Consider the following 13,426-nt stretch of genomic DNA (forward strand, 5'->3'; position numbering starts at 1 on the left):
ACGAAGTGTGGAGCCAACGTTGGTAATGCGAAACAGCCCCCTACCAAGGATGAGCCGGCGCGGTCGCGTCACCGTCGGCGTCCTGGTCGGGGTCTTCATACTTTTCACGCTGCTGGGCTGGGGCGTCGACGCGTACACGGACTATCTCTGGTTCTCCGAGGTTCAGTTCACCCAGGTCTTCTCCGGGGTGCTGGTCACCAAGCTGCTGCTGTTCCTGGCGGTCGGCGCGGCGATGGCCCTGGTCGTCGGGGCGAACCTGTACCTGGCCTACCGCCTGCGCCCGCTGCTGCGGCCGCACTCGCAGGAACAGGCCACCCTGGAGCGCTACCGGATGGTTCTCGCGCCCCGGCTCGGCACCTGGATCACCGTGGTCAGCGTCGTCATCGGCTTCTTCGCGGGTCTCTCCGCGCAGGGCCGGTGGAGCGACTGGATGCTGTTCCGCAACGGTGGTGACTTCGGCCAGACGGACCCGCAGTTCAAGGTGGACATCGGGTTCTACATCTTCGACTACCCGCTGCTGCGCTACCTGCTCGGTGTCGGCTTCACCGCGGTGGTGCTGTCCGTGCTCGGCGCGCTGGCGGTGCACTACATCTTCGGCGGCGTCCGCCTGCAGGGCGTCGGCGACCGGATGACCACTGCCGCGCGCGCTCACCTGACCACCCTGGTCGCGGTGTTCGTGCTGCTCAAGGCCGTGGCGTACGTACTTGATCGGCGTGCCCTGCTGCTCGAGCAACACGTCTCCCCGGGGCTGTACGGCGCCGGCTACACCGACGTCAACGCGCTGCTTCCGGCCAAGGAGATCCTGGCCTACATCTCGATCGTCGTCGCCGTGGCGATCGTGGTCTTCTCCAACGCGGTGATGCGGAACCTGGTCTGGCCGGGCGTCTCGCTGGCGCTGCTGGCCGTCTCGGCCGTGGCGATCGGTGGCATCTACCCGCTCGCGGTGCAGAACTTCCAGGTCAAGCCGAGCCTGTCGGACAAGGAACGGCCATACATACAACGCGCGATAGACGCCACCCGCTCGGCATTCGACCTGGATACCAGCAAATCGAGTGACTACACGCCGACCACCAACGCGGACGGCACCACCACGCCGCCGACCACCCTGCCCGACGACACCAGCGCGCAGAACGTCCGGGTCATCGACCCGCAGCTGGTCTCCGAGGCCTTCACCCAGTCGCAGCAGTCCCGCAGCTTCTACGACTTCGGCGAGAAGCTGGACGTCGACCGCTACACGATCGACGGCAAGACCGGCGACTACGTGGTCGGCGCCCGGGAGATCAACGACGACAAGCTCTCCGCCCAGCAGCGGAACTGGCTGAACCGGCACACCGTCTACACCCACGGGTACGGCCTGGTCGCCGCCCCGGCCAACAAGGTGTGCGCCGGTACCGGTTACCCGTACTTCGTGTCCGGCTTCCTCGGCGACACCAACTCGGGCACCTGTTCCGCCCCGACCGACGAGCTCGAAGCCGACCAGCCGCGGATCTACTACGGCGAGCAGTCGACCGAGTACGCGATCGTCGGCCAGACCGACAAGAACAAGAACGTCGAGTTCGACCGCCCGCAGGAACAGAACAAGAACGAAGAGGTCAAGTACACCTACGACGGCAAGGGCGGCGTCGAGATCGGCTCGTTCTTCCGCCGGCTCGTCTTCGCGATCAAGAACACCGAGAGCAACTTCCTGCTCTCCGACGCGGTCAACGCCGACTCCAAGGTGATGTACATCCGGACCCCGCGCGAGCGGGTGGAGAAGGTCGCGCCGTTCCTCACCATCGACGGCGACCCCTACCCGGCGCTGGTCGGCGGCAAGATCGTGTGGATCCTCGACGGGTACACCACGGCGTCGACCTACCCGTACTCGCAGAAGATCAACCTGGCCACCGAGACCCGGGACGAACTCACCGGGACCGGCTCGTTCGCGCTGGCCCGGGACGACGTCAACTACATGCGCAACTCGGTCAAGGCGACCGTCGACGCGTACGACGGCACCGTCAAGCTCTACGAGTTCGACGACAAGGACCCGGTCCTCAAGGCGTGGAACAAAGCCTTCGGCGGGCACCTGGTCATCCCCAAGGCCGACATCCCGACCGACCTGTCCGCCCACTTCCGGTACCCGGCCGACATGTTCAAGGTGCAGCGCAACCTGCTCACCAAGTTCCACGTCCAGGACCCGCAGACGTTCTTCAACGGCGACGACTTCTGGCAGGTGCCGAACGCGCCGGACGCGCCGCAGAGCGGAGTCAAGCAGCCGCCGTTCTACCTGAACGTCAAACTGCCCGAACAGGCCGCGACCACCTTCCAGCTGACCTCCGGGGTGACCCCGGTCAACCGGGACAACATGGCCGCGCTGATCTCCGGGTCGTACACGGCCCAGGGCGAACCCCAACTGCAGGTGCTCAAATTGCCCAACAACGCGGTGACACCCGGCCCGGTCCAGGTGCACCGCCTCATGGTCAACAACGCGAGCATCTCCCAGCAGCTGTTCAGCCTCAACCGCAGCGGCCAGGCCACCGTCCTCTACGGCAACCTCATCTCGCTGCCGCTGGAAGACAACATCCTGTACGTCGAGCCGGTCTACGTGAAGAGCACCCAGGCCAACGCGCCGCCGCTGCTGCAGAAAGTGCTCATGTCGTACGGCGACGGCTCCAACGTGGTGCTGGAGAACAACCTCACCGACGGTCTCAAAGCCCTGGCCAAACTCAACAAGGGCCCCACGACCGGCACCACCAACCCGGGCGGCACCGGCACCACACCGCCGACCACCCAACCCACCGCGCCGTCCACCACCGTGCCCGGCGACCTCGCCGCGGCCGCCGCCGACGTCGACAAAGCCATCGAGAACGTGCGCACCGCCCAGAAGTCCGGTGACTTCGTGGCCTACGGCACGGCCCTCAAAGCCCTCGACGACGCCATGACCCGCTTCCAGCAGGTCCAAGGCGCAGCCGGCGGCACGACCACACCCGGCGTGGCACCGTCAGCCGGGGCGTCACCGACACCCAGCGCCGGTGGCTGACCGATAGTGATGCCTGCCTCCGGGGGCCGTTTTGCAGCTTCCGGAGGCAGTGCGCTAGGGTTTACCCATACCGACGCGGGGTGGAGCAGCTCGGTAGCTCGCTGGGCTCATAACCCAGAGGTCGCAGGTTCAAATCCTGTCCCCGCTACGAGGGATTGAGGGCCCCCTGTCCGCAGAAAGCGCGGACAGGGGGCCCTCTTCGCCTATATCTGCTCAGGGGGCCGAGCCCCCTGAAACCCCGCGTTACGGTGGGGGCGGTTTGCTGGTTGGCTGCGGGTTGGAACCCTTGCCGAGGGCGGCCGATTTTTTTGCGGGCGCCTGGGGCTGTGGGGCGTTTTGGGCTGATTGCCTGTCTTTTCGGTGACTCCGGAACCGCTGGCCACTGCGCAACCGCTGGGCGGCGCGGAACCGCTAGTCATTCTGTCGGGCGTTGGTGACGGCAGCTCATGCAGGTTCGCGGTGCCGGCGGCCTACAAGCGGCTGACAGCGCGTGGGGCCGGTGGCCTGCAACCCGCTGACAGCGCGTGGGGCCGGTGGCCTGCAACCCGCTGACAGATCGTGGTGTTGGTGGCCTCACGGCGTTGGTGGCGGCGTCTTGGCGGCTCTGTAAGTGCTGCGGGTCTGAAAGGTTGCAGGGGTGGGAGTTCTGCGGTGGTGGCGAATCTGGGGCTTCGGGTAGGGGTGGAGTGGGTGGCTTTGGTGATTTGACGGGGGGTGTTTTTGTTTTTTGGGTGGTCGAATTCGGAGGGGTGGTGGAGGGGATTGCTGATTGGTTCGAGAAGAGGGAATTGGGGTGGGAATTGTGGTGGGGGGCACTTTTGGGTGGGGGAGGGGTGGGGTGGCTGGGGGGTGGGGTCGGAACTGTCCGGGTCGTGGTCGTGTGGGTGTGCGTTACGGGAAGAGGGGAAACGGGCTGTTTGGGAGTGGGGTGTGGCCGGGTGGCTGAGGGTGTGGGGTGAGGGCGGTGGGCGTGATCAGGGTGGGCGGGTCATCGTGGGGTGTCGATCTTTGCGGGGGTTGGTGGGGTGAGGGGGATGGTTTGAATTTGAAAGGGGGTGGTTACCTTCCGGATTGTAAAGGTTGCTTAAGGTAGCTGGTGGTGTTCCATGGGTGACTATGTGATTGCGCTGTGTATAAGCACAGAATTGGTTTTGAGGAATTGGTGGTCTGAGGGTGACAAGCGGGGGGTGATCTGCACAGAATGCCGAGTCGGCTTTTCTGTGTGTGGGCGTTCTGAGCCCCCGGGGGAGTTCGGCGTCTGCCACCCGCCAGGAGCGGGCCGCTTTACCTGAAAGAGGTGCACTACGTCATGCTCGGACAACGAGGACGACGCTGGGCGCAAGCCACTCTGGCCGCTGTGGCCGGTGGCGCGCTGCTGATCGGCTCTGCCGGGCCGGCCGCCGCCGACGAACCGACCAGTGGTATTCCGCGGAGCATGCCGAACAGCTCGGTCAGCCTGCTGCTGGACGGCAAGACCGTGAAGACCGGCGGGATCAACCTGGAGATCAAGGGTCAGGAGACCGTTCCGGCCTTCTGCATCGACTTCCACACCCCGCTCGGCACCAACCAGGGCTACACCGAGGGCACCTGGGACGAGTCCGAGGTCAAGAACCTGGCCAAGGTGCAGTGGGTGCTCGCCCACAGCTACCCGAACGGTGACTCGGCCGCGCTGCTCCAGGCCGCCGGCGTGCAGATGCCGTCGGTGGGCCAGAGCGGCCGGAACCGGCTGCTCTACTTCGGCACCCAGACCGCCATCTGGCACTTCAGCGACGGCATCACGCTGGGCGACTGGAACGCCAAGGCTCGCCTGGGCGACCAGAAGGAGTACGCGGTCATCAAGGGTGTCTACGACTACCTGACGACCCACGCGACCGACCAGCCCGAGCCGGCCGCCCAGCTGAGCATCACCCCGGCCAGTGCCACCGCGAAGGCCGGCGAGAAGGCCGGTCCGTTCACCGTGGCCGGCCCGGCCGGTGCGGTCACCGTCGCGGTCACCGGCGGCTCGGCCGTCGACGCCGACGGCAAGCCGGTCACCACGACCACCAACGGCGGCCAGTTCTGGCTGATCGCGACCGGTGCCGGTAAGGCCACGGTCAAGCTCACCGCTCAGGACTCCGTCTCGTTCGGCCGGGTCTTCCTGTACAGCGGCGGCAAGGAGAAGCACCAGAAGCTGATCCTGGGCTCCAGCGTCGGCAAGACCGTGGACGCGAGCGCCGAGGCCACCTTCACCGCCGCTCCGAGCGCCAGCTCCTCGTCCCCGGCCCCGGAGACCAGCACCTCGTCCTCCTCGACCCCGCCGGCCACGGGCAGCCCGTCGGCGAGCGCCTCGGAGAGCCCCTCCGCGGACGTTCCGACCGCGAGCACCTCGCCGACCTCCGGTGGGGCCCTGGCCCTGACCGGTTCGGCGACCGGCCCGGTCATCGGGGGCGGCGCCCTGCTGCTCCTCGTCGGTGCCGGCCTGCTGCTGATGGCCCGCCGCCGCCGGACCCGCTTCACCAGCTGATCCGGCCGCCGACCTCAGGTCGGCCGGTCTGACTCGACAATGGCCTGAACCGCGAAGGTGCGGTTCAGGCCATTGCCGTATCCGGAACATGGCCGGAAGAAAGCCCTTTGAATTGATCTTAAGCGGCGGTCGCAGTCCGATTTTGTACGCGAATCGGAGCGCGGCATCTGTCCGTGGATTCCGCCCATTTCAGGCTTGTTCGGATCCGGCGGCATTGTCGGACGGACTGATCCGATATGCGGACTGTCCGCTTTTGTTCAGCGCTGACCTGCCCATACACACGCTCATTACGGCCGAATGGACATTGAGAGGCGCCAAAGTTACGGGTTAGTGTGGCCGAACTGGACGCGGGATATCGGCGGCGCTGAAGTCATCGCGCGGGCCCATGTGATAAGTGCCGAATGCGAGTGCGGGAATGGGCTGGTGCGCCGCCGGGGTCGAGCGTGTTCGACTTCGGGGGAAGGGGCGCGTCGGAATGCGTACGAGAAGCGGGTCTTTTGTCTTTGGGGTTTTAGCGGCGCTTGTGGTGTTCGGAGCGTTCGCGGTGGATCCGGCGACCGCCACGGTCGGCGTGCCGGCGGCCGCTGAGCAGCAGGCTCCCGCGCATGCGGACGACGACACCCTGGAACACATGGAGTACGACCTGGCCGGCACGCCGATGTCGGAGATCGAGCGGAAGACCGCGGCGAACGCGGCCCGGATCCAGAAGGCGACGGGCGTGCGGCCCGGGGTGGCGCCGTTCAAGGCGAACGCGGTCGCCGACCCGGGGGTCGCCGGGACGTGGAGCCCGGTGGTGGACACCCCGGTGGTCCCGGTCTTCCAGGCGGTCCTGCCGAACGGGAAGGTGCTGATCTGGGACTCGGTCGGCGACAACGCGGCCGAGTCGTACCCGACGCACGACTTCACCCGGGTGATGCTCTGGAATCCGGCCGACAACACGTACAAGCGGGTCGACCTGCAGGGCACCAACATCTTCTGCGCCGGGTTCGCGCACCTGGCCAACGGCAACATCCTGGTGGCCGGCGGGAATCTCAACGCGAAGCTGCAGGGCACGGTCACCACGTACGTCTTCGTCTGGCAGACCGAGCGGTGGAGCGTCGGCCGGCTGATGGCGGCCGGGCGCTGGTATCCCTCGGTCACGGAGAACGCTCTGGGTGAGGGCGTGATCGTCGGCGGCGGCCCGTCGACCGCGGAGGTCTTCGGGACGGACAACCGCATCCGGCCGCTCACCGGTTTCACCAAGTACAGCGCGCGGCTCTATCCGTTCCTGGGCTCGCGGCCGGACACCCAGATCGGGCTCTACGGCCCGTCGACGACCGGGTACACGATCAACACCTCGGGCACGGGCGTGATCACCGCCACCACCACGCGGGACTCGATCAACCGGGATTACGGCAGCTTCGCGACGTACGACATCGGCAAGACGCTCGTCGTCGGGGGCGGCACCGTCACCGAGGGCGGCCAGAGCAACGTGCCCACGAAGACGTCCGTGCTGATCGACAGCAACCCGTGGAACACGCCTGCGTACGCGGCCGGCGCGTCCATGGCGACCGGCCGGCGGCAGGCCAACGCCACCCTGCTGGCCGACGGCCAGGTGCTGGTCACCGGCGGGATGAGCACGGAGGCCAACGGCGGCGGGTTCGACCTTCAGCACGCGGTCACGGCGGCCGAGGTCTGGGATCCGGTGACCGGCGGGTGGACGACGCTGGCCAGTGCGAGTCGCATCCGGCAGTACCACTCGACGGCCGCGCTGCTGCCGGACGGGCGGGTCATGACCGGTGGCGGCGGGGTCTGCGGCGGCTGTGTGGAGGCGGGTTACCTGGAGAAGAACGTCGAGTACTTCACGCCGCCGTACCTGTACAAGAAGGACGGCAGCGGGCAACTCGCCGCCCGACCGGTGATCTCGGCCGCGCCCGCCTCGGTCGGCGTCAACTCGCCGTTCACGATCACCTCGCCCCAGGCGGCCGGCGTGACGAAGGTCGCGCTGGTCGGGCTCAGCGACGTGACGCACGGCCAGGACCAGGGGCAACGCTACATCCCGCTCAGGTTCTCGAAGTCCGGCACGACGCTGACGGTCACCGGCCCGCAGACCGGGGGTGTGGCGCCGCCCGGTTACTACATGCTCTTCATCATCGATGCCGACGGCGTTCCCTCGGTCGCCACCATGGTCCAGGTCGGGAAGAACATCCGCCCGCTGATGAACGCGGTGAAGAACAGCACCGGCCGATGCCTGGACGTGCCGTCGTCGTCGATCGCGATCCGCACCTTCCTCTGGACCTACGACTGCAACGGCGGCAACGCGCAGGCGATGACCTGGCTGCTGGACGACCGGAGCATCCGGGTCCTGGGCAACTGCATCGACGTTCCGTACGGGAATTTCGTCGCCGGGCAGCGGATCTGGACCTACAGCTGCAACGCCGGCAACCCGCAGCGGTGGACGTTCAACCGGGACGGCACGATCCGGCCGTCCACGGTGCCCACGGTGTGCCTGGCCACGTCGTCGACCGCCAACCAGGCCGCGCTCCGGCTCGCCGCCTGCAACGGCGCCGCGGTCACGAAGTGGACCTGGTAGCGGGACGATCGCCGTGCGGGCCGAAGAGGTGCAGGATCTCCGCGGCCCGCTCACCGGCCGGACCGAACCAGTGCGGCTCGGTCGACTCGAAGTCGGCCGTGTCACCCGGGTGCAGCAGCAGCTCACGGTCGCCGAGCAGCAACCGGACCTCCCCGGCGAGCACATAGAACCAGGCGTGCCCGGCGTGCGTGACCTGCTTCGGCGGATCCGCGCTCGGCCCGAGGATCTGTTTGAAAACCTGAAGACGATTTGGGTACGTGGTGAGCGGCACCACCACACTCGGGTTCCCGGTGCGTTGCTCGTGGCGGTGCGGAGTCAGGTGGGCGCGCGGGTCGCCCGTGGGCGGGGCGCCGATCAGGTGGTCGAGCGCCATCCGATGCACCCGGGCCAGCGGGATCAGCAGGTCCAGGGTCGGCCGCCGCTTGCCCGACTCCAGCCGGGAGAGCGTGCTGACCGACAGCCCGGTCGCGGTGGCCAGGTCCTCCAGGGTCAGGCCGCGGTCCTGCCGGATCCGGCGCAGGCGCGGGCCGATGCCGTCCAGCAGCTCAACCAGGGAAGGGTCCACCCGAGCAGTTTGCGGTCTTCGCAAAAATCCTGGTAGCGCGGGGTGTCGCGCGGCCACGATCCGGGGCATGAGCGACAAGACACGTCAATGGGTGGTGCTGGCGATCGGCTGCACCAGCATTTTTCTGGTCGGGCTGGACACGACGGTGGTCAACGTGGCGCTGCCGTCGATCGGGCGGGAGCTCGGGCTCGGCATCCGCCAGCTGGAGTGGACGGTCGACGCCTACACGCTGGTACTCGCCGGGCTGCTGATCACCTCGGGCGCGCTGGCCGACCGGGTCGGGCGGCGCCGGATCTTCCGGCTCGGGCTCGTGCTGTTCGCCGTCGGGTCGGCCGGCTGCGCGCTCGCCCCGGGACTTGAGACCCTGGTCGCGGCCCGGGTCGTGCAGGGCATCGGCGGGTCGATGCTGAGCCCGGTGGCGCTGGCCATCGTGGTGAGCATGATCACCGATCCGCGGGAGCGGGCGCAGGCGATCGGGATCTGGGCGGCGGTGTTCGGGCTCAGCATGGCAGCCGGGCCGGTGCTCGGCGGGGCGCTGATCACCGGGCTGGGCTGGCGGACGGTCTTCTGGGCCAACCTGCCGATCGTCGCGGTGGTCCTCGCGCTGACCACGGCCTTCGTCCCCGAGTCCCGATCGCCTCGGCCGCGGCGGCTCGACCCGGCCGGCCAGGCGCTGCTCATCGCGCTGATGACCACGGTGGTCGCGGTCCTCATCGAAGGGCCGCGGGCGGGCTGGTGGTCCGGGCCGATCATCTGCGCGTACGTCGTGATCGTCGTGATTCTTCTGGTCTTCCCCCGCGTCGAGGCGCGCCGGGCCGAACCGTTGATGGACCTGCGGCTGTTCCGGCGGCTGCCGTTCGCCGCGGCCGTGAGCGGCGCCGTCGTGATCTTCGTGGCGCTGAACCTGACCCTGCTGCTCGGCACGCTCTACCTGCAGCGGGTGCGTGGGCTGAGCGCGCTCGGGGCCGGCGCGGTCACGCTGCCGATGGCACTGGCCGCGACCGTGTGCGCGCCGCTCTCCGGACACCTGGTCGGGCGGGTCGGCCCGCGCCTGCCGCTGCGGCTGGCCGGGGTGAGCACGGCGATCGGCGGCGTCCTGCTGATCGGGCTCGGTGATCACAGCGGGTTGCCGCTGCTGCTGACCGCGTACCTGTTCATCGGGGCCGGCGTGGGCTTCGCGAACGCGCCGATCACCAACACGGCGGTCAGCGGACTCCCGCCGGAACGCTCCGGAGTGGCCGGCGGGATCGCCTCGACCGCCCGCCAGCTCGGTGCGGCGATCGGCGTCGCGCTGGCCGGCGGCCTGGTCGCCGACAACGAACCGGCCCGGCTGGCCGCCGCCACCCACCCCGGCTGGGTCGTGGTGACCGTCGCCGGTGCGGCTTTGCTGCTGGTGGCGCAGCTGTCCCCTACACGGCCGGGGTCAGGTGCTCGGCCAGGACGGCCAGATGCGTCTTCTTCGCCTCGGCCCAGCGCTGCCGCCCGGCCGGTGTGATCTCGACGAAGACGCCGCGGCGATCATCCTCACAGTGGGTGCGGTCGACCAGGCCGCTCTTCACCAGCCGGCTGACCGTGCGGGAGAGGGCGCTCTGGCTCAGATACATGGTCTCGGCCAGGTCCTGCATGCGGCGCTTGCCACACTCCTGGGTGGTGAGACGGTCGAGCGATTCGTACTCACTCAGGGTGAGGGCGTGGGCGTCACCCAGGGCCCGCTCGAGGTGGCAGGCAACCTCGTTGTAGCAGGTCAGGAGCGATCGCCAGCGATCGACGAGGTCGGTTTCCGGCTCCATGCCGGGCATTCTACGCCGTACGTCAGGGTTAATGCTTGTGAATTTTATGCGACAGCATCTGATGCTTGGACATTAGATGCGCGTGCATCTACTGTCAGCACCGTGACTATCACCGAATCCCTGACCCCGTCCGCGGCCTCCGCGGAACACCGCTGGACACCGCGGCTCTGGGGCGTGCTCGCGGTGTTGTGCGCGGTCCTCTTCCTCGACGGCCTGGACGTCTCGATGGTCGGGGTGGCGCTGCCCTCGATCGGCACCGAGCTCGGCCTCTCCACCACCTCCCTGCAGTGGATCGTCAACGGTTACGTGCTCGGCTACGGCGGCCTGCTGCTGCTCGGCGGGCGCACCGCCGACCTGCTCGGACGCCGGCGCGTCTTCCTGATCGCGCTCGGCGTCTTCACCGTCGCGTCCCTGATCGGCGGCCTGGTCGACGACGGCGGCCTGCTCATCGCCACCCGATTCATCAAGGGACTGGCCGCGGCCTTCACCGCGCCGACCGCGATGAGCATCCTGACCACCACGTTCCCGGAAGGGCCGGCCCGCAACCGGGCGCTCTCGATCTTCACGGTCTTCGGTGCCAGCGGCTACTCGTCCGGCCTGATCCTCGGCGGGCTCCTGACCAGCCTCGGCTGGCGCTGGACCTTCCTGGTCCCGGTGCCGCTGGCCCTGGCCGCGCTGATCGCCGGCATCTCCCTCATCCCCCGCGACAAACCCGCGGCCGACGGCGGCCACGACCTGATCGGCGCGATCACCCTGGTCGGCGGCATGCTCTCCGCGGTGTACGCGGTGGTCACCGTCCCGCAGCGCGGCTTCGATCCGCTGATGATCGGTGTCACCGCTCTGGCGGTCGTGCTGCTCGTCACGTTCGTGCTGGCCGAGAGCCGGGTGAAGCACCCACTCGTGCGGCTGAGCATCTTCCGGATCGGGACGATCGTGCGGGCCAACGCCAGCATGGTCGCGCTGATGGGGTCATACGTCAGTTTCCAGTTCATGATGACCCTCTACCTGCAGGACGTGCTGCACTGGACGCCGCTGCGGATGGCCCTGGCCCTGCTGCCGGCCGGTCTGCTCGTCGCGTTCAGCTCGCCGTTCATGGGCCGCCTGATCGACCGGCACGGGACCGCGCCACTGATCGTGGCCGCGATGACCTCCCTCAGCGCCGGATACATCTGGTTCCTGGCCACCGCCGGTAGCCGGCCCGACTACCTGGTCACCGTGCTGCCGACGATGCTGCTGCTGGGCGGCGGATTCGCGTTCGGATTCAGCTCGATCATGGCGCAGGCGACCGACGGGATCGACGACTCCGAGCAAGGACTGGCCTCCGGGCTGGTGCAGTCGTCCGGGCAGGTGGGGACCGCCCTGGTCCTGGCCGTGGTGACCGCGCTGGTGGCCTCGGCGACCAGCTCGGCGGCCGGGGACTTCACCGGATTCCGGCCCGGGGTGAACCTGGTTACCGGGGTGGCGGTGGTGGGGCTGGTGCTCAACGTGGCCGCGCTGGCGGCGGCCAAGGTGCGGGCTCGTCGGGCGGTTGCCGTCGCCTGACACGGAACGGCCGCGCCCGACCGGATCGTCTCCGGCCGGGCGCGGCCTGTTTTGGCCGGGAGACCTGTTTCTGCCGGGTGGGCGGGTGCATCGCCGGGCCGGCCCGGCTCGCCGCCGGGTCGCTGGTAAAGGGCGGGTGACCTGGGGACTAAGGGCGGACAGGACCCGGGTGCGAGAGCGCCTGGAGGGCCAGCTAAGCTTTACCCATACCGACGCGGGGTGGAGCAGCTCGGTAGCTCGCTGGGCTCATAACCCAGAGGTCGCAGGTTCAAATCCTGTCCCCGCTACGAGTGGGCGAGGGGTCTCTGTTCGCGGAAAGCGCGAACTGGGGCCCCTCTTCGCATATCTGCTCAGGGGGCCGAGCCCCCTGAAACCCCGCGTTACGGTGGGCGCGGTTTGTTGGTTGGCTGCGGCCGGTGGGTGCGGTTTGCTGGTTGGCTGCGGCCGGTGGGTGCGCTGGTGGGTCGGTTGCCGGTGGTCGTCGGCCCGGGGTGTCGGGTGGCGTCCGTCGGTGCGGAAGTGCGAGAAGTGGCGCTGTTGACGGTCGGTTGGGTGCGGACCGTGGTGGCTACGATCGCGACCATGGATCTGGAGGACTGGGTACAGGGCATCCAGCCGCGCCTCGCCGGGTTGGAGGCTGCTGATCTGGAGATTGACTTCGGCCGGGGGTCACTGGCTGCCCTGCAGGGGCTGGCCATCGGCGCGGAGAACGAGGAGTTCCTGGCGGCCTGCGCGTCGTATCTCGGCGAGACCCTTCTGCGGGCGGCCGGCGGCCGGTGGGTCGAGGTCGGTGACCGGCCCGGGGTGGCCGCGGACCCGGCGCTCGGACTCGACCCGGTCGTCCCGGCGGAGCTGCTGGAGTTCGAGGGGCTGCCCGTCGGGACCTATGACGAGTGGGCCGCCGCGGTGGCCGTCCGGCAGGCGGCCGAGCCGGACTGGCGGCCGGTGAAGGAGCCGACGCCCGGCCTGGACCGGCAGCCGGCGGGCGACCGCCCGGTCGAGGCGCAGGTGGAGGACTGGCTGGCCGAGCGGGCGGCGGACTTCCCGCGCTGGGTGGCCCGCTGGGCTCCGGATCAGGTGTGGGACTTCTCGCCGGAGTCGCTCGACCGGCTGGCCGAGCTTCTCCTGGAGTTGCTGGGCAGCGGGGCCGACGTCGACGATCCGGCCTTCCGTGACCCGGTCGAGGGTGCCGAGTGGTATCTCGGCGAGACGTTCCTCCGTGCCGGCGGTGGTCGATGGATCTGGCACGACGGCTCACAGGGCCGCGCCGGTCGCTATCTGGAGGACGTCGGTCCGGAGGGTCTTCTCCAGGTGCCGATCGTCCAGTTGGGCATGGGCATGTCGACGCCGGGCTACCTCAGCGAGCAGTGCGAGGAGCTCGCCGGCTGATCTAAAGATCGAAGTCTGTTGATTCCGTGAGCTACTTTGTGGGCGACGC

8 protein-coding genes and 2 tRNA genes are annotated in these 13,426 nt (G+C 68.6%); 8 read left to right on the top strand and 2 right to left on the bottom strand.

Annotated elements, in window-relative coordinates:
• Positions 1 to 49: 49 nt before the first annotated feature.
• The 4 genes from ACSHV8_RS45405 to ACSHV8_RS45420 all read left to right on the top strand — a co-directional run bounded on the left by ACSHV8_RS45405 (position 50) and on the right by ACSHV8_RS45420 (position 8,091).
• Positions 50 to 3,016 carry a UPF0182 family membrane protein gene (locus ACSHV8_RS45405; protein ID WP_436526593.1) on the top strand — a complete coding sequence of 989 codons (2,967 nt, stop codon included), beginning with the start codon at positions 50 to 52 and terminating at the stop codon, positions 3,014 to 3,016.
• A gap of 74 nt (positions 3,017 to 3,090) precedes the next feature.
• Positions 3,091 to 3,164: transfer RNA gene (locus ACSHV8_RS45410), tRNA-Met, on the top strand.
• 1,161 nt (positions 3,165 to 4,325) lie between these two features.
• On the top strand, positions 4,326 to 5,519 hold the full coding sequence (locus ACSHV8_RS45415) for a thioester domain-containing protein (protein ID WP_436526595.1): 1,194 nt from the start codon (positions 4,326 to 4,328) through the stop codon (positions 5,517 to 5,519).
• Positions 5,520 to 6,063: 544 nt separating this feature from the next.
• Complete coding sequence (locus tag ACSHV8_RS45420; RefSeq protein WP_436526597.1) at positions 6,064 to 8,091, top strand: galactose oxidase-like domain-containing protein; 2,028 nt, start codon at positions 6,064 to 6,066, stop codon at positions 8,089 to 8,091.
• On the opposite strand, the gene ACSHV8_RS45425 is transcribed toward ACSHV8_RS45420, so the two are convergent.
• A complete protein-coding gene (locus ACSHV8_RS45425; protein WP_436526599.1) occupies positions 8,072 to 8,656 on the bottom strand; it encodes a helix-turn-helix domain-containing protein in 585 nt (194 codons plus the stop codon). The genes ACSHV8_RS45420 and ACSHV8_RS45425 overlap by 20 nt on opposite strands.
• Positions 8,657 to 8,723: 67 nt before the next feature.
• Here ACSHV8_RS45425 and ACSHV8_RS45430 point away from each other — a divergent pair, with 67 nt between their 5' ends.
• Positions 8,724 to 10,151 (top strand): MFS transporter, encoded by a 1,428-nt coding sequence (locus tag ACSHV8_RS45430; protein ID WP_436526601.1) that lies wholly within the window; start codon positions 8,724 to 8,726, stop codon positions 10,149 to 10,151.
• Here ACSHV8_RS45430 and ACSHV8_RS45435 read toward each other — a convergent pair.
• Positions 10,066 to 10,446 (bottom strand): MarR family winged helix-turn-helix transcriptional regulator, encoded by a 381-nt coding sequence (locus ACSHV8_RS45435; protein WP_436526603.1) that lies wholly within the window; start codon positions 10,444 to 10,446, stop codon positions 10,066 to 10,068. The two genes, ACSHV8_RS45430 and ACSHV8_RS45435, sit on opposite strands and share 86 nt — an antisense overlap.
• A 102-nt stretch (positions 10,447 to 10,548) precedes the next feature.
• On the opposite strand from ACSHV8_RS45435, the gene ACSHV8_RS45440 reads away from it, so the two are divergent.
• The 3 genes from ACSHV8_RS45440 (at position 10,549) to ACSHV8_RS45450 (ending at position 13,377) form a co-directional block, all read left to right on the top strand.
• On the top strand, positions 10,549 to 11,988 hold the full coding sequence (locus ACSHV8_RS45440; protein WP_436526605.1) for an MFS transporter: 1,440 nt from the start codon (positions 10,549 to 10,551) through the stop codon (positions 11,986 to 11,988).
• A 213-nt stretch (positions 11,989 to 12,201) separates the two neighbouring features.
• A tRNA-Met gene (locus tag ACSHV8_RS45445) sits at positions 12,202 to 12,275 on the top strand.
• 295 nt (positions 12,276 to 12,570) lie between these two features.
• Entirely contained in the window at positions 12,571 to 13,377 is an 807-nt protein-coding gene (locus tag ACSHV8_RS45450) for a hypothetical protein (RefSeq protein WP_436526607.1), read from the top strand.
• Positions 13,378 to 13,426 lie beyond the last annotated feature (49 nt).

Source organism: Actinoplanes sp. HUAS TT8 (assembly GCF_051380535.1).
Lineage (GTDB): Bacteria > Actinomycetota > Actinomycetes > Mycobacteriales > Micromonosporaceae > Actinoplanes.

Excerpts from the sequence above, each read along its gene's own strand:
- ACSHV8_RS45415 (WP_436526595.1), top strand. The coding sequence starts at position 4,326 with ATGCTCGGACAACGAGGACGACGCTGGGCGCAAGCCACTCTGGCCGCT.
- ACSHV8_RS45405 (WP_436526593.1), top strand. The coding sequence starts at position 50 with ATGAGCCGGCGCGGTCGCGTCACCGTCGGCGTCCTGGTCGGGGTCTTC.
- ACSHV8_RS45450 (WP_436526607.1), top strand. The coding sequence starts at position 12,571 with ATGGATCTGGAGGACTGGGTACAGGGCATCCAGCCGCGCCTCGCCGGG.
- ACSHV8_RS45435 (WP_436526603.1), bottom strand. The coding sequence starts at position 10,446 with ATGGAGCCGGAAACCGACCTCGTCGATCGCTGGCGATCGCTCCTGACC.
- ACSHV8_RS45430 (WP_436526601.1), top strand. The coding sequence starts at position 8,724 with ATGAGCGACAAGACACGTCAATGGGTGGTGCTGGCGATCGGCTGCACC.